Raw genomic sequence first — 16,170 nt, forward strand, 5'->3', positions numbered from 1 at the left:
AAAGGGCCGCGATTCTCCGGCTTACCGCAACCTCATTTACGAACTCTGCTCTAGGACAAGGAACACCGTATGAACTTCGACACTATCTGTGTAGTCGGCCTCGGCTATATCGGACTCCCCACCGCCACCATGTTCGCCTCTCGCCGCAAAAAAGTGATAGGCGTGGACGTTAATCAACATGCGGTGGACACGATCAACCGTGGTGAGATCCATATTGTGGAGCCAGAGCTGGATATTGCGGTTCATGCGGCGGTGAAAGAAGGTTATCTACGCGCCACTACTCGCCCCGAACCCGCGGATGCTTTCCTTGTGGCCGTGCCGACTCCGTTCAAAAAGGGCGCTGACGCGGGTAACATCCCGACACCGGACCTCAGCTATATTCAGGCCGCCGCGGATTCTATTGCTCCTGTGTTGAAAAAGGGGGACCTGGTTATTCTCGAATCAACGTCCCCGGTTGGTGCTACCGAACAAATGGCTGCCTGGCTGGCCGAAGCCCGCAGTGACCTGAGCTTCCCACAGCACTCAGGTGAAGAGTCTGATATCCGCGTCGCCCACTGTCCGGAGCGTGTACTGCCCGGTCATGTAATGCACGAACTGATCGAAAATGATCGCATTATTGGCGGTATGACCACCAAGTGCGCCGAAGCTTCTCGTGATCTCTATAGAACCTTTGTGCGTGGCGAGTGTTTGTTGACTACTGCTCGTACCGCTGAAATGGCAAAGCTGACCGAGAATGCCTTTCGGGACGTAAATATCGCATTTGCAAATGAGCTTTCTGTGATCTGTGACAAGGTCGATATTGATGTTTGGGAATTAATTCGTTTGGCGAATCGCCACCCCAGAGTGAACATACTGCAACCAGGCCCAGGGGTTGGAGGGCACTGTATTGCTGTTGATCCTTGGTTCATCGTCAGTGAAACACCGGAAGAAGCTCGGTTGATCAAAACTGCACGTGAAGTTAACGATCTAAAGCCAAGCCGGGTTCTGGAGAAAGTTAGAAGTCTGGTCAAAGGACATGATGTAAAAGATCTAGTTTTTTATGGTGTTAGCTTCAAGGCCGATATAGACGATTTAAGAGAAAGTCCAGCTCTTGGAATTGTGGTTAAGGCATTGGATGAATGGTCTAAAGATATTAATGTTTATATTGTTGAACCTAATGCAACTGATCTGCCCGGTATAGTAAGTGCTGCGGAGAAAGTTGCTTTTGAGGATGCGGTTAAGAAAGATGCATGCCATGTTCTCCTTGTTGACCATAAAGAATTTAAAAGAAAGAAACCGGACTGCGGTTTTATTGTCGATACGAGAGGCATATGGTGAATATTCAACGGTTTAAGAGTCTTCTCTTAAATGGTTATATTTTGGCCCATATTGCTACATTCTGCACCTCTATAGTAACCAGTATTGTCGCTGTAAACATATTTCGTTCTGAAGAATATGTGGAGTTCATGACGGCTTTCGCTGTCATGAACTTTCTTGTGCCAATAGTAACGATGGGCGCTCCGTCCTATATTATAAAGTGTGTTAGAGCCAGGGAAGGACTGTTAGGAGTAAGATCAGATGTCCTAACCATGATTGTCTTCGGATGTCTGATAGCCGCCATCTTATTGTATGTTTATAATTTGCTTTTCGGCGATATAGGTGTGCCTTTCTTTTGGGCTCTTGGTTCTTCGATATCTTTGGCGCTAATAAATATTGCTGGGTCTTCATATAGAGCGGAATCTCGCCCCAAAAAATATTTCATAGGTATTGCTGGAAGTAAGTTCTTTCTGGTTGTTTTTGTTATTTTTTTTGGGGCCTTTCCTCTTGGCGAAAGCGCTGGGATTATCCTGGCCTTAGCTATCATCACAAGCTCGGTGGTCACGCTATGTCTAGTGAAATTCCAAGTAATGCCAGACGGCGGCTGGGAGGCGCACTCTTTATGGAGGCCTCTTTACTTTTCAATCCCACTAGTTGTCGGCAATCTGATCGTACTTTTTTATCCGTTCTATGAAAGAACGCTTCTAAGTCGTCTAGATGATCCAGAGCAAGTGGGTGTTTACATTTTTGTGATGGATTTGGCGTTAAAAGCAGCGGGCGGGTTTCTAATTTTTATGAAAATTACTATATTCCCGAAAGTTATGGGGATGAATATTAGGCAGGGAGATGATTTGATACGTAAGGCACGATATGTAGTGGTTGCATCTGCTTTATCTGTTGTTCTGCTCGTTTATTGTGCGTGGATTATTATTGGGGATGGCGAATATTTTAGAGGATATGGAGGGAATATTCCTCTATATCTTTGCATGGCAATACTGTTAGGAATGCTAACAATTCTGAGCTATACATCTGTCATTAAATTAGTAAGGGTTGGAAGAACTTACCCGGTTGCTATCGCAGGTGGAGCCGCTGTATCTACTTATGCCTTTTTAGCCACAACATTAATAAATGACTTTGGGGTAAAAGGAGGGGGAGGGGCAATGCTTATCTCTGCATTAATAAACACGCTTTTTTTAGAAATTTTCTGTATTTTTGGAAAGAAAAATGACGCCATTTGAAACCTATATTATTCGTTTTCAGCGACTTTTATCACGATACAGGGTGGTCAAACTTAAGGTTATGGGCGCAACTATAGGAAGTGACGTTCAGATATTTAGGCGCCCAATAGTTTACCATGCAGATAATCTTAGTATAGGTGATAAGGTTTCCTTAAATGACAACTTTTGGTGTAACGCAAGAGGTGGGGTATGTATTGGCGATGATACCATAATCGGGCCTAATGTCATCATTCACTCGGCTAATCATCGTTATTCAGAACCAGGCAGATTAATTCGAGAGCAAGGCCATACCTTAAGAGAAGTGGATGTTGGGCGAAATGTATGGATCGGCGCCAATGTAACCATACTTCCAGGTGTGCATATATCTGATAAAGTTGTTATTGCAGCAGGGGCGGTGGTTAATAAAAAAATACGAGAGCCTGGAATATATGCTGGAGTTCCCGCAAAGAAGATAAAAGATTTATGAAAACCAAACTGGCTGTCTTTTTTAATTTCTTCGTATGCAACTTGCTTTTAAGATTTGTAAGAACGAGGACTGGGGTGGCCATAATAAAGCGAGCCGCATGGTTGGATCTAAGAGTTGCCTGGAATTATGAGCGTTTGAGGTTTGTCTATAGTAAAGACTTGTCGGAGAGTCAAAAAATAAAGCGGGTTCGTTTATACTACTTATTGACTCCCAAGAAAAGAGGCATCTCTTGGGCATGTGGCATGGAGTCTGCTTTCAGACTCTCGGCATTGTTAGACCTATCAAAAGATGGAAAATGTGATGTAAATGAGTGGTTAAAATATGAGTACGAATTTTTAAAAAATAATATTGAGTGGGGTTCTGGAAATAATCATCTTTTATTATGTTTGGTCGTGGCACATGTATATGGAAAAATTAAAGCGAAAGATGATGCCTTCCACAATGACTTATGTAGAGAAATAGAAAGACAATTTAACCCCGACGGTTCTAATTTTGAAGGGGCGACAGGGTATCATATATTAGCCCTTTCTTCATTGTTCTGGCTTAAAAACTGGCTTCCAGACGATGCGCATATTTTTGATCGAATTAACTACATTGGCGCGATGCAGTTCGCCAAGTTGATATTGGAGCCACAGAACTGGGCATGGATAGGAGATAATGATTCATCTATTTTAGGAGATGAATCTTCTTTTTTTTCTGCCATAAAAGAAACCAGTTTGCGTAATGGTGAATACTTTTTTCCTGACTTTTCGGCAGTAGTTAGAAAGGCTGAGGGTTATATTTTTTCCCTATGGGGAGCGGATTATAAGAGACTTGGGCATGCTGGGCATAAACATGATGACTGGGGAACCGTAACTTTTGCAGTAAATGAGGAGCCGCTCTTGGTCGATGCAGGAGTTTACTCATACTCCTGGGATAGGGAGTCTCTTAGGTCCAGGGCGGCACACAATGTCGTTAATGTTCCCGATGTAAAAATTATTCGCTATCATGCTAACTTTAGAGGTGATTCGAATTTTGAGGTTGTGACTCGTTTAAGTCGACATGGAGGGGAGTGCAATATATACAATAAAAAAAATATCATAATTTCCCGGAAAGTTGCTTGGTCTGAAGATAAAATTAAAGTTTTTGATAGTGTGAAAGGACGGGCTCGATCATGCTGGATTATTAATTCCGAGGCATGGGATGTTAAAGTGAGTGACGGCCGGTCAATTCTGGTTTTTATATCGAAAACATCGGGTAGAGAAATTGTTATGGAATTACAGGATGTAACGTGTGTGGATGTGTCAGAATTTTTCTGGTGTCCTAAATATTTTAGTAAATCAAAAGGGAAGCGTGTCACAGTTAGTTTTGAAAAGAGCTTTTCATGGTCGATTAGCCTATGAAAGGATATAATTTTTTAAGAGGTCTAGATGGTGTCGAAGGTTAAGAAAGTTCTTCATGTGGGGTGTTCGTATCTGCCATATCTTGGTGGAGGGACTCATCGTCTTTTGGAGATTAGCCGCAGACTGTGTCAGAACTTTGAAGTGAATTTGAGCATCATTACACATACGAGAAGCGATAGTTATAATAAGAAGGATATACAGGAAAAGGATGAGGTTTTTTCCTCAATATACAGACAAATAAATATTAACTCGTTATCCGGTGCAAAACAGTTTTTGGAAACGGTGCGGTTAGAGTCCCCTGATGTGGTAATCCTGCATAATTCTCGGGTTGCGGCTATTTATTTTATTTTGGTGCTGCCTTTTCTTAGAAGAAAGGTAATAAATGTAGTGGAAATTCATTCCATAAGGGAAAATGGAAGGCTGCAAAAAATTATTAACAGATGGCTTTATGGAAAAGCTGATTTTGTGGTTGTTTTAGCTGAAGCTTCAAGAAGATTTATCATAAAGGAATATAATGTTCCTGAAAGAAAGGTTGGCGTTGTAAAGAACGGATATGAAAGAAAAGAAATCTCAAGGTCAACTCGTTATTACAACCCTGGTTCTATAACATACGCGTATGTCGGTTCTTTTCATGAATGGCAGGGGGTGGTTGACCTTTGCTTGGCGGTAACTAGCATTGAACGCGATTTTTGGAAAAAAAATAGTATCTATTTTATCGGAAATGGCCCTTGTTTTTCTAAGTGTAAAGAAATGGTTGAGGCATACAGCGAGTCGACTTTAAATATATATTTTACCGGCTGGCTTAGTGCTGCAGAAACAGAGCATTTGATGGCTAAGACGGATTTCCTTATGGCTCCTAGGCCTTCCACCATAGCGACAGAAACTGTGGTGCCGCTGAAAGTATCCGACTCTATAGCGTTTGGAATTCCGCTTATTTGCAGTACTGTTGGAGGCCTGTTGGAATTGCTGGAAAATAGAGATTGTGCCATTTTTTATGATAAGGACAACATTGGTGAACTTGTACGAGTAATGAAAGAGCCTCCTTCCGAAGAAGATTACAAAAAAATGGTGTCAAATTTAATTAACGAAAGAGATAATATTGGAACCTGGGAGGAATCTGCACGCTGCTATTGGGGGGTGTTATATGATTGATGGAGATAGGCGAGTCATATGGACTAATTTAGTTGCACTTTTAGCGGTTTTATTCTTGTTTTCACCTGTCTTTAACTTTTATTTTTTTTTCTATTCGGGCTTCTATATAAATTTCACATCTATATTTTTGGTATCGTTCGTCTTGGTTTCTTGTTTTGACCAGATAAAGATAAAAAAGAATGACTTGTTGACGTACAGTATAGGGCTGTTGCTTATTTGTTATGCTGGATTTTCCATCATATATAGTCCTTCTGAAAATTACTCAAAGGTAAAGTTTTTCTTTCTTTTCTGCCATTATGTGTTCTTTGTCTTTCTATCTTTTAAGAAAGGAAAGGGATTGGAAGAATGCATTGCCAAATATCTTTATTGGTCGGCTATTATTTCTGCTCTTCTTTTTGTGGTTAACTCTAGTGTTATTTTAGGGTCGGCAGATAAAGGTAGAGAATTGAATGAAGGATTGAATGCTTCTATATATCTTATGACAGGCTTTCTGGTTGGCTTTTCATCTTTGCATTTTCTGATTTTTTCGAATCACTCTAATTCTTTTAAAATCATGGTTTTAGTTCTTTCATCTGTGGTGATACTTTATACTGGATCTCGGGGGCCAATGATTTTTCTTTTAATATGTTCTTTTTTCTACTTTTCCTTTTTGGGGGTTGGAAGTTTCTCAAGATTTATAGACAAGAAGAGGCTCGTTTGGAGTGGGGCTTTTTGTTTAGTGTTTTTGCTTGCGTTTTTCTCAGTTCTTGGCTTTACAGACGTTTTTAAAGCGGATGAATTTTCAAGAGCTTTTGCTCGACTTTATAAACTTTCCGATCTTTCGAGTACAGGAAGAATTAAGCATTTTGACTTTGTGCTTAATGCTGATTATTCAATTTTTCAACTTTTTCTTGGGAGAGGGCTTGGTAGCTATGGCTATTATATCTACGGTCTTGACTCTAGGGAGTACCCGCATAATATTTTTTTAGAGTTGTGGTTTGAATTAGGCGTGGTTGGCATTTTGTTTTTTTTGATATTTATAGTGTCTATTTTTGTGAGGGTTGGAAGATCTGCCATGGGTATTTTTTTCTTCTCTTTGTATCCTTTTTTTGAGTTAATGAAGTCGTCGTCATTTTCAGATTTTAGGCCTTTTTGGTTTGCTTGTGCGATTTCAGTAGTTGTTCTGGGCTGTCGCAAAAAGGAAGCAGCTAATTCAATGAGAGTGCCGCTAGGAAAAATATAGCTCGAGTATCTACTATGTCAAATCGAGGAAAAGTAAAGGTCTTAATTTGTTATAGGGTTTTGCAGGCTTGGAGGGTTCCAGTTTTTGAACGCTTAAGCAAAATGCCTGATGTTGAGCTGCTTGTTCTTCACGGACAGGATTACCAAGGTACCAAGCTGATTAATTATAAAGGGGCGCATTCCTTTAGAGCCATAGAGCTAAATACGATTAAGTTTTCAGTTCCTTTTAAGCATGGGGCGGGCATTCCTATTCATACGAATATTCTTTCGGAGATTTATAAATTTTCTCCGGATGTGATAATTACTGAGGGCGCATCTAATTTTTTCTCAAATTTTGCTTCTTTCTTATATGCTAAGATTAAAAGAAAGAAAATAGTCCAGTGGGGATTGGGTGAGATCGAAGGGAGGAGGAAGGGGTTGCTTAAGAGGGTTTTTTATTATCTTTTTGGTATGCTTGAAAAAAGATCGGATGCGGCCATTTCTTATAGTACTTTTGGGGCTAAATATTATAAGCGGTGTGGGCTTCCGAATGAATCGATTTTTGTTGCAGTTAATGTGGTGGATACAGATGCAAGAAAAGCGCAGATGGAGTCTCACTGTTTAAAATACGGGCTTTCATTGCCTTCTGTAGATCCGGATTTTTTGAATGTCATATACGTTGGCGCATTGGCACCAGGTAAGAATGTTGAAGTTCTGATAAAAGCATATTCTCGTCTTGTTAAAGAAGATCAGCAAGGTTCGGGTTCTCTTTTAATTATAGGGGATGGTCCCGATAGGAGGTATCTGGAATCCTTGTCCGAAAAGTTAGAGGTCGATGATCGTGTGACCTTTCTAGGGCATATTTCAGGTTCATTGGCAGAGCATTTCTATAGATCGTCTGTCATGGTAATGCCAGGGCTGGGGGGGCTGGCTGTTTCTGATTCATTGTCGCATGGTGTTCCCGTTATTTGTGGCGTGGGGGATGGGTGTGAAAAAGATTTGATCGATGGCAGTAACGGAATAATTATTAATCCTTTTACTGAAGACTCTCTTTTTGAAAAACTACTTTTTTTGTCAAGAAACCCTCATGAGAGAAGGCGCTTGCGTAGTGGTGCGGCTGGATTTCTTAAGGGTAAGCATAATATTGAGTCTTACGTTAATGAATTGCATGAGGCTATTTTCTATGCAGTTAATAAGCCGTCTTAGGTTTTTTGTTGTTTATGTTTTTTTTAAGGTGAACTTCTTTGTTTTTGGAAAAGATATCTCTTTTTTAGGGCTTCCTAAACTCTCATACGATACAAGATTTGTGCGTGGGCGGAGGGTGACAATCGGTTATAGGTTTTTTTGTGGGCGAAATTGCCATATCGCAGCCCCAGCACAGATTGGTGATGATGTTATGTTTGCCGGAGACGTTGCTCTTGTTGGGGGGGATCACAAATTTGACGAGGTATCCGTACCGATGAATGCTGCAGGGCGTGATGTTATGAAGGATATAATTATTGAGGATGACGTCTGGGTTGGATTTAGAGCAGTCATTCTTCACGGCGTCCATATTGGAAAAGGCGCAGTTATTGCCGCAGGTTCAATAGTGACAAAGAATGTGGACTCCTATTCGATAGTTGCAGGTAATCCTGCAAAACATATCCGATATAGAAAGATGCCTTGATCTTATTGTTGGATTCGTTAGCAGTGAAATTTAGAGGGCTGTGTCGTTTTTTTTGTTTTTTTTGCAAAAATAGCTGTGATTAATTTTCGGGTCGAAGGACATTAGATGAAACAAATTCTTCAGGATATGGCCAAGGGCGGTACGGTAATTACGGATTCTCCTTCACCCTCAGTTGGCACGGGATCGGTACTCGTCTCGACAACGGCATCACTGATTTCCGCGGGCACCGAGCGGATGCTGGTTGATTTCGGCCGTGCCTCTTATCTGGATAAAGCCCGGCAACAGCCAGAGAAGGTCAAAATGGTTATTGAGAAGGTTCAGACCGATGGCCTTATGACAACGGTGGATGCCGTAAAATCCAAGCTGGCGCAGCCGCTTCCTCTGGGTTATTGCAATGTGGGGAGCATTTCCGAGGTTGGCAAGAAGGTTAACGACTTCAAAGTAGGGGACCGTGTGGTTTCCAATGGCCCCCATGCCGATATGGTCCGCGTAAGCAAAAACCTTTGCGTCAAAATTCCTGATGAAGTGAGTGATGAAGAAGCTTCTTTCACGGTTGTCGCCAGTATCGGTTTGCAGGGGATCAGGTTGGCGCAACCTACTTTGGGCGAAGCTTTCGTAGTAACTGGCGTTGGTTTGATTGGACTTCTCACTGTTCAGCTATTACGTGCACACGGCTGCCGCGTGCTTGCGATCGATTTTGATGATTCGAAACTTGCGTTGGCTGCTCAATTCGGTGCCGAGATTTGCAACCCAGGTAAAGGCCAAGACCCTGTTGCGGCGGGCATGGCGTTCAGTCGTGGTAATGGTGTGGATGGCGTTATTATTACTGCCTCGACGAAACAAAGTGATCCGGTTATTCAGGCGGCACGGATGAGCCGTAAGCGGGGTCGTATCGTCCTTGTCGGTGTCACTGGCCTGGAATTGAACCGCGCGGACTTCTATGAAAAGGAGCTTTCTTTCCAGGTATCCTGTTCCTATGGCCCCGGTCGTTACGATCCTTCCTATGAAGAGCAGGGTAATGATTACCCGCTGGGTTTTGTACGCTGGACGGAGCAGCGTAACTTCGAAGCCGTTTTGGATATGATGGCCAGTGGGCGGCTGGATGTTAAGCCGTTGATTACCCACCGGTTTGAATTCGAGGATGCACCCAAGGCCTATGATCTTCTGACTTCTGATAAGTCGGCGCTCGGCATCATTCTGAACTATTCCAGTGATGTCGAGAGCCGGAACATCCGCTCTGTAGCCCTTTCAGACGGTGGGGTTGTCGATCCGGCGAAGCCCGTTGTTGGTTTTATCGGGGCGGGCAATTACGCTTCTCGGATGTTGATCCCCGCCTTTAAAGAAGCTGGGGCCCAGTTGCACACCATCTCCACTTCTGGCGGCGTTAATGGTGTCATTCATGGTGAGAAAGCCGGGTTCGCTCATGCAACCACGGATACCCAGGGTATGCTGGACAACCCGGATATCAATACGGTAGCCATCGTAACCCGTCATAATTCCCACGCGAGTTTTGTCGCCTCGGCTCTGGATGCCGGTAAACATGTTTTTGTTGAGAAGCCCCTTGCGGTAAATCGAGAGGACCTTGAACTCGTTCAAGAGGCCTATGAACGTAAAGGTGAACAGGTACCGATGTTAATGGTCGGGTTTAACCGCCGCTTTTCTCCTCAGATCCGGAAGATGAAATCTCTCTTGGAGCCGATCTCAGAGCCTAAATCCTTCATTATGACGATGAATGCAGGGGCTATTCCTGCTGATCACTGGACCCAAGATATTGAGGTGGGCGGTGGTCGGATCATTGGTGAGGCTTGTCATTTTATCGACCTGATGCGGTTTCTAGCGGGTTCGGAAATTGTTTCAGTACAGGCCCGCAGGATGGGCGAGGCACCAGGCATAGCTATTACTGAGGATAAGGCAGCGATCACCTTGGGCTTTTCTGATGGCTCTTTCGGTACTATCCACTATTTGGCCAACGGTGCGGCGAACTTCCCTAAAGAGCGGGTTGAGGTGTTTGCCGCTGGCAAGGTTTTGCAGTTGGACAACTTCCGCAAGCTGCGGGGCTTCGGTTGGGCGGGCTTTAAGAAGATGAATCTCTGGCACCAGGATAAGGGCCAGAGTGCTTGTGCGTCGGCCTTTTTGTCGGCGATTGAGACGGGTGGACCGGCCCCCATTGCCGTTAACGAGTTGTTTGAGGTCGCCGCAATTACCCTGGATGTGGTGGATCAACTAAGAAGCCAATGAACCCTCTCGCTCTTAAGATCATCACTGCCTGGAATCTGGGCACGATCAATATCGGCCGTGCTTTGTTTTATCGTCTTGGATTGCGCTTTGGTTGGAATCCGGTCAGGAAGATAGCGGCGGATCAGCCCGCGACACCGTTCTTCTTGCCAGTTGTGTCCCGGCGGATGGCCAGTGATCTGCCCGTACCAGATTTTGACATTGCGGGACTTTCTGCCTTTGGTCTGTCCGCCGACTATGATTTGTCGAATGGCGTGCCTGATTGGCACAGGAGCATCATTACTGGTGGTGTTGCTCCCCGCCTTCCGTGGTGGCAAATACCTGACTTTGTCGATGGCCTTGGTGATATCAAAGGGGTCTGGGAAGCTTCCCGTTTCGATTGGGTGCTGATGTTTGCCCGCCAGGTGGCGGCGGGGGGCGATGATGCCCTGGATAACCTGAACGTCTGGTTACGGAACTGGTGTGAGCAGAACCCCCCTTATATCGGTGCAAACTGGAAGTGTGGGCAGGAAGCTTCCATTCGCGTTATGCATCTGGCGATGGCTGCGCATCTATTGGGGCAGGTGCTCAAGCCTGCTTCCGGTTTGGTGGATTTACTTCGCGCTCACCTGAAGCGGATTGCGCCAACCATACAGTACGCAATTGCTCAGGATAACAACCACGGCACTTCGGAAGCTACGGCATTATTCATTGGGGGGAGTTGGCTGGCGGTTCTATTCGAAGAAGACATCGATGCTCGTCGCTGGAGGGCGATGGGTAGAAAGTGGCTGGAGAACCGAGCCAGGCGGCTGATCGAAAAGGATGGCTCATTTAGCCAGTATTCCTTGAACTATCACAGGGTCCTGCTGGATAGCTATTCGATGGCGGAGATTTGGCGGCGTACTTTGAACCTTCCGGCATTTTCGAATGAGTTGATTGACAAACTGAGGGCCGCTACTTCCTGGTTGGGGAACATGGTCTCTCCGGATGGTGGTGATACGCCGAATTTGGGCGCTAATGACGGTGCCCGTTTGCTTCCTTTGGCTGACACTGACTATCGAGATGTTCGGCCCTCCGTGCAGCTGGCTTCGGTATTGTTTGCAGGCGTGAGGGCTTACTCCACGCCGGGGGAATACGACACTCCACTGCACTGGTTGAAAGTGCCGTTACCTGATGATTCTGTGAGTTACGCTGAATCACATCAGTATGATCATGGCGGCTATGTGGTGATGCGTCGGAGCAAGGTAATGGCGCTGCTGCGCTACCCTCGTTTTCGTTTTCGCCCTGGCCAATCCGATCTGCTGCATGTGGATTTCTGGCGGGATGGGCTTAACCTGCTGCGTGATGGTGGCTCATACAGTTATAACTGTGATGAGCCATGGCAAAGCTATTTCCCCGGCTCTGCAGCGCATAATTCGGTTCAGTTTGACAGGCGAGATGCCATGCCAAGGCTCAGCCGTTTTCTGTTTGGTGCGTGGCCGAAGGCAGAGAAGGTGCTTCCTCTGAAGGAAAGTGCTGAAGATATTCGGGCGGGGGCGGGGTATCGCGATTGGAAGGGGGGCAGTCATTACCGGATGTTGACGCTGACCGACAGCGTGTTGACGGTTATCGATGAGATTCACGGTTTTGAAGAATCTGCGGTTTTGCGGTGGCGGCTTGCTCCTGGCGAATGGCATTGGGAGGGTGATGGAACCAATGGTGGTTATTTGGAAGGGCATGGGTGCAGATTACGCATTACTGCCAGTCAGCCATTAGTCCGTTGTGAGTTGGTTGAAGGCTGGGAATCCCGGTATTACTCACAGAAAACGCCCCTGCCAGTTTTGGAGGTGGAAGTGGCCAAGGCCGGAAAGCTGATTACTGAGTTGAGTTTCTAATATGCACGTTTTGTACTTTCACCAGCACTTCTCCACCCCCAAGGGTTCAACCGGCATTCGCTCCTATGAGATGGCACGACGGCTGATCAAGGCCGGTCATGAAGTTACCATGGTTTGCGGCTCCTATGGTGGTGGCAATACCGGGCTAGAATCGTCATTCGCGCGCGGACGCCGCGAAGGTGTCGTCGATGGTATTAACATCATCGAGTTCAATCTGGCCTATTCCAATAGCGATGGCTTTCTTAAGCGCTCGTTGATGTTTCTGCTGTTTGCCCTGCGCAGTATCTGGGTGGCGATGACCGAGCAGTATGACGTGGTTTTTGCCACTACCACGCCATTGACGGCGGGGATCCCGGGCATCTTTGCTCGCTGGCTGCGTGGTAAAGCCTTTGTCTTCGAAGTTCGGGATCTATGGCCGGAGCTGCCTAAAGCCATGGGCGTGATCAAGAATCCAATCGTGCTATGGCTAATGTCCGTTCTGGAATGGTGTTCCTACCATTCCGCGCATCGTCTGATCGCGTTGGCGCCAGGAATGGCCGAAGGCATCATGAGTCGTGGCATCCCGGAGGATCGAATTGCGATGATCCCCAATGGGTGTGACTTCGATATCTTCGCGGATTCGGACAGCCCATGGCGGCCGGAAGGTGTTGGGGCGTCCGATTTTCTGGCTATTTTTACCGGAACACACGGTATGGCGAATGGCCTCGGTGCGGTTCTGGATGTCGCGGCAGAGCTGAAGTCGAGAGGGCGGGAGGATATCAAGCTGGCACTGGTCGGGGACGGCAAGCTTAAGCCGGAACTGATGGCTCGCGCAAAACAGGATGACTTGACCAATGTGACCTTTTACGATCCAGTGGATAAGAAACGGTTGGCGGGATTGATGTCAGGGGCGGATGTGGGACTTCAAGTTCTGGCCAATGTCCCTGCTTTCTATTTCGGTACATCCCCCAATAAGTTCTTCGACTATATCTCGGCCGGTCTGCCGGTTCTCAATAACTATCCTGGATGGCTGGCTGAATTGTTGAATGATTCCGGCGCCGGTGTGGCGGTGCCACCCGATGAGGTGGGTGCGTTCGCGGATGCTTTGATTGATCTCGCCGATCACCGGGATAAGCTGCCGGCAATGTCGCAGGCCGCATCGGCTTTGGCCCATGAACGCTTTGATCGGAATATCTTGGGGGAACGTTTCGTCCAGTGGCTTGAGGAAACCTTCGTCACGAACCGGTCTCAGCCGGTTAAGCGTACATTTGACTTCTTGGCCTCCGCGGCGGGGCTACTTGTACTTTCCCCCGTGCTGTTGGTTCTTGCGATCATGGTACGGTCGAAGCTCGGCTCTCCCATCCTGTTTACCCAGGAAAGGCCCGGCCTTGATGGCAAACCCTTCAAGATGATGAAGTTCCGAACCATGACGGATGAGCGGGACGAGAATGGCGATCTGCTGCCTGATGAGGCGCGTTTGACCAAGTTCGGCGCTTTCCTGCGTTCCACGAGTCTGGACGAGCTGCCCGAACTGATTAATGTTCTTAAGGGTGATATGAGTCTGGTCGGGCCTCGTCCGCTTCTTATGGAGTACTTGCCGTTGTACTCCGAGCGCCAATATCGACGCCATGAGGTCCGCCCAGGCATTACCGGCTGGGCCCAGATCAATGGCCGGAATGCTTTGTCTTGGGATGAGAAGTTCGAGCTCGACGTTTGGTATGTCGAGAATCGGTCTTTGTGGCTGGATATCAAGATTCTGTTTCTCACCGTTCTGAAGGTGGTGAAGCGGGATGGGATTAGCCATGGAGGGGAGGCGACCATGCCGAAGTTTACGGGTAGCGGCGACAAGGCCGGGAAATAGCCATGAGACGACTAGCGATCCTAGGTGCTAGCGGGCACGGTAAGGTGGTGGCTGATGCTGCCTTATGCGCCGGTTGGGACGAGGTGTGCTTCTTTGATGATGCCTGGTCAGAGCTTGAGCGTAATGATGAGTGGCCAGTGGTTGGGGACTTCGCTCGAATGTTGCGCCAAGAAGGTGCCGCCTTTGATGCCGCGGTTGTGGGTATCGGGCGTAATGAGGTTCGCCTTGCCAAGATAGCGGCTCTCAAGGATGCGGGTGTTCCGCTGACCAGCGTTATTCACCCTGCCTCCGTGGTGAGCCGTTACGCCTCTATTGGCGAGGGGAGCGTTATTTTTGGCGGAGCCATCATCAATGTCCGCGCCGGTCTTGGTGACGGCTGCATCATTAATACGGGCGCGACGGTGGATCACGATTGCCGCCTGGCTGAAGGTGTTCATATCAGCCCCGGAGCAAACCTTGCTGGCAATGTAACGGTTGGAGAGGGCTCCTGGGTTGGTATCGGGGCCTGTGTTCGCCAGGGCGTTACCATTGGCCGGAATGTGATGGTAGGTGCCGGTGCGGCGGTGGTTTCCGATATTCCGGATGATGTGACTGTGGTGGGCGTGCCCGCCAAGGTTGTAGAGAGGAATTAAAATGTTGAATGGACCTTTTCCCCCCTGGCCTTCCTTTACCCAGGAGGAATCGGACGCGGTGCAACGCGTGCTGTTGTCCAACAAGGTGAACTACTGGACCGGGCAGGAATGCCGGGAATTCGAGAAAGAGTTCGCTGCCTTTGCCGGGACTGAATACGCTATCGCCGTGGCTAACGGCACCGTGGCGCTTGATCTGGCGTTGCAGGGGCTGGGCATTGGGCCTGGCGATGAAGTGGTGGTGACGCCACGTACTTTCCTGGCCTCCGCCACCACGGTGATCAACGCCGGGGCCACACCGGTATTTGCCGATGTGGATCCGGACACTCAGAGCATCACTGCTGAGACCGTTGCCAAGGTGGTAACACCACGCACCAAGGCCGTTATCTGTGTGCACCTGGCCGGCTGGCCCAGCGATATGGATGCCATGATGGCTTTGGCCGACGAGCACGGCTTCTATGTTATTGAAGACTGCGCCCAGGCCCATGGCGCTACTTGGAAAGGGCGTCCGGTAGGTGGTTTGGCCCATGTAGGCTGCTGGTCCTTCTGTCAGGACAAGATCATGACCACAGGCGGCGAGGGCGGCATGGTCACCGTCAATGACCGCGACCTTTGGTCCCGCATGTGGAGCTTCAAGGACCATGGTAAGAGCTGGGAAGCGGTATATGAGCGCGACCACCCGCCGGGTTTCCGTTGGCTGCATGAGAGCGTGGGCACTAACTGGCGCATGATGGAAATGCAGGCTGCTATTGGGCGGATTCAGCTGAAACGTATGCCGGAGTGGACCCGCCAACGTCTGACCCATTCCCGGGCGATCTGGCAAACCGCTAGTGAGATCCCAGCCTTACGTGTGCCGGAGATTCCCACCGACGTAGGGCATGCCGGTTACAAATGCTATGTATTTGTGCAGCCGGAGAAACTGGCCCAGGGCTGGGACCGGGACCGTATCATGAACGAGATCGTTGCTCGTGGCGTGCCTTGCTTCTCCGGCTCCTGCTCTGAAGTCTATCTGGAGAAGTGTTTCCAAGATCTCGATCTGGCGCCGAAAGAGCGTCTGCCGGTAGCCAAGGAACTGGGCGAAACCAGCCTGATGTTCCTGGTGCATCCCACCCTGGAGCAGGTACATATTGATAAGACTTGTGAGACGCTGCGCGCGGTGATGGCGGAAGCGTCGGTTTAGGGCTTGAACCCTGGGCATCGCGGTCCACGGACC

At 47.6% G+C, this 16,170-nt stretch carries 13 protein-coding genes; all 13 read left to right on the forward strand.

Annotation, left to right across the window (positions count from 1 at the left end):
- Positions 1-69 precede the first annotated feature (69 nt).
- Positions 70-1,317 (forward strand): UDP-N-acetyl-D-mannosamine dehydrogenase, encoded by a 1,248-nt coding sequence (gene wecC, locus CRO06_RS05100; protein ID WP_097057895.1) that lies wholly within the window; start codon positions 70-72, stop codon positions 1,315-1,317.
- Positions 1,311-2,534 (forward strand): polysaccharide biosynthesis protein, encoded by a 1,224-nt coding sequence (locus tag CRO06_RS05105; protein WP_097057896.1) that lies wholly within the window; start codon positions 1,311-1,313, stop codon positions 2,532-2,534. The genes wecC and CRO06_RS05105 overlap by 7 nt, the downstream gene beginning before the upstream one ends.
- A complete protein-coding gene (locus CRO06_RS20135) occupies positions 2,521-3,000 on the forward strand; it encodes an acyltransferase (RefSeq protein ID WP_097057897.1) in 480 nt (159 codons plus the stop codon). Before CRO06_RS05105 ends, CRO06_RS20135 begins: the two co-directional genes overlap by 14 nt.
- On the forward strand, positions 2,997-4,382 hold the full coding sequence (locus tag CRO06_RS05115; RefSeq protein WP_097057898.1) for a heparinase II/III domain-containing protein: 1,386 nt from the start codon (positions 2,997-2,999) through the stop codon (positions 4,380-4,382). Before CRO06_RS20135 ends, CRO06_RS05115 begins: the two co-directional genes overlap by 4 nt.
- A gap of 27 nt (positions 4,383-4,409) precedes the next feature.
- A complete protein-coding gene (locus CRO06_RS05120; RefSeq protein ID WP_097057899.1) occupies positions 4,410-5,534 on the forward strand; it encodes a glycosyltransferase family 4 protein in 1,125 nt (374 codons plus the stop codon).
- A gap of 337 nt (positions 5,535-5,871) precedes the next feature.
- Positions 5,872-6,756, forward strand: a complete 885-nt coding sequence (locus CRO06_RS05125; RefSeq protein WP_179746477.1) for an O-antigen ligase family protein — start codon at positions 5,872-5,874, stop codon at positions 6,754-6,756.
- 14 nt (positions 6,757-6,770) lie between these two features.
- Positions 6,771-7,940, forward strand: a complete 1,170-nt coding sequence (locus CRO06_RS05130; RefSeq protein ID WP_097057901.1) for a glycosyltransferase family 4 protein — start codon at positions 6,771-6,773, stop codon at positions 7,938-7,940.
- Positions 7,918-8,400 (forward strand): acyltransferase, encoded by a 483-nt coding sequence (locus CRO06_RS05135; protein ID WP_244902773.1) that lies wholly within the window; start codon positions 7,918-7,920, stop codon positions 8,398-8,400. The genes CRO06_RS05130 and CRO06_RS05135 overlap by 23 nt, the downstream gene beginning before the upstream one ends.
- Before the next feature lie 105 nt (positions 8,401-8,505).
- The gene (locus CRO06_RS05140; protein WP_097057903.1) at positions 8,506-10,638 is read left to right on the forward strand and encodes a bi-domain-containing oxidoreductase; all 2,133 of its coding nucleotides are present in this window, start codon (positions 8,506-8,508) and stop codon (positions 10,636-10,638) included.
- Positions 10,635-12,488, forward strand: a complete 1,854-nt coding sequence (locus tag CRO06_RS05145; protein ID WP_097057904.1) for an alginate lyase family protein — start codon at positions 10,635-10,637, stop codon at positions 12,486-12,488. Before CRO06_RS05140 ends, CRO06_RS05145 begins: the two co-directional genes overlap by 4 nt.
- Position 12,489: 1 nt before the next feature.
- Positions 12,490-14,328: a sugar transferase gene (locus CRO06_RS20370; RefSeq protein ID WP_218839871.1), complete on the forward strand. Its 1,839-nt coding sequence runs from the start codon at positions 12,490-12,492 to the stop codon at positions 14,326-14,328.
- Between the two features lie 2 nt (positions 14,329-14,330).
- The gene (locus CRO06_RS05155) at positions 14,331-14,960 is read left to right on the forward strand and encodes an acetyltransferase (RefSeq protein WP_097057905.1); all 630 of its coding nucleotides are present in this window, start codon (positions 14,331-14,333) and stop codon (positions 14,958-14,960) included.
- Position 14,961: 1 nt separating this feature from the next.
- On the forward strand, positions 14,962-16,137 hold the full coding sequence (locus CRO06_RS05160) for a DegT/DnrJ/EryC1/StrS family aminotransferase (RefSeq protein WP_097057906.1): 1,176 nt from the start codon (positions 14,962-14,964) through the stop codon (positions 16,135-16,137).
- Positions 16,138-16,170 lie beyond the last annotated feature (33 nt).

It is taken from the genome of Alloalcanivorax xenomutans (assembly GCF_900217905.1).
GTDB classification, from domain to species: domain Bacteria; phylum Pseudomonadota; class Gammaproteobacteria; order Pseudomonadales; family Alcanivoracaceae; genus Alloalcanivorax; species Alloalcanivorax xenomutans.

Bases quoted from the DNA above. Each gene is read 5' to 3' on its own strand.
- wecC (WP_097057895.1), top strand. From the start codon at position 70: ATGAACTTCGACACTATCTGTGTAGTCGGCCTCGGCTATATCGGACTC.
- CRO06_RS05105 (WP_097057896.1), top strand. From the start codon at position 1,311: ATGGTGAATATTCAACGGTTTAAGAGTCTTCTCTTAAATGGTTATATT.
- CRO06_RS20135 (WP_097057897.1), top strand. From the start codon at position 2,521: ATGACGCCATTTGAAACCTATATTATTCGTTTTCAGCGACTTTTATCA.
- CRO06_RS05115 (WP_097057898.1), top strand. From the start codon at position 2,997: ATGAAAACCAAACTGGCTGTCTTTTTTAATTTCTTCGTATGCAACTTG.
- CRO06_RS05120 (WP_097057899.1), top strand. From the start codon at position 4,410: ATGGTGTCGAAGGTTAAGAAAGTTCTTCATGTGGGGTGTTCGTATCTG.
- CRO06_RS05130 (WP_097057901.1), top strand. From the start codon at position 6,771: ATGTCAAATCGAGGAAAAGTAAAGGTCTTAATTTGTTATAGGGTTTTG.
- CRO06_RS05135 (WP_244902773.1), top strand. From the start codon at position 7,918: ATGCAGTTAATAAGCCGTCTTAGGTTTTTTGTTGTTTATGTTTTTTTT.
- CRO06_RS05140 (WP_097057903.1), top strand. From the start codon at position 8,506: ATGAAACAAATTCTTCAGGATATGGCCAAGGGCGGTACGGTAATTACG.
- CRO06_RS05145 (WP_097057904.1), top strand. From the start codon at position 10,635: ATGAACCCTCTCGCTCTTAAGATCATCACTGCCTGGAATCTGGGCACG.
- CRO06_RS20370 (WP_218839871.1), top strand. From the start codon at position 12,490: ATGCACGTTTTGTACTTTCACCAGCACTTCTCCACCCCCAAGGGTTCA.
- CRO06_RS05155 (WP_097057905.1), top strand. From the start codon at position 14,331: ATGAGACGACTAGCGATCCTAGGTGCTAGCGGGCACGGTAAGGTGGTG.
- CRO06_RS05160 (WP_097057906.1), top strand. From the start codon at position 14,962: ATGTTGAATGGACCTTTTCCCCCCTGGCCTTCCTTTACCCAGGAGGAA.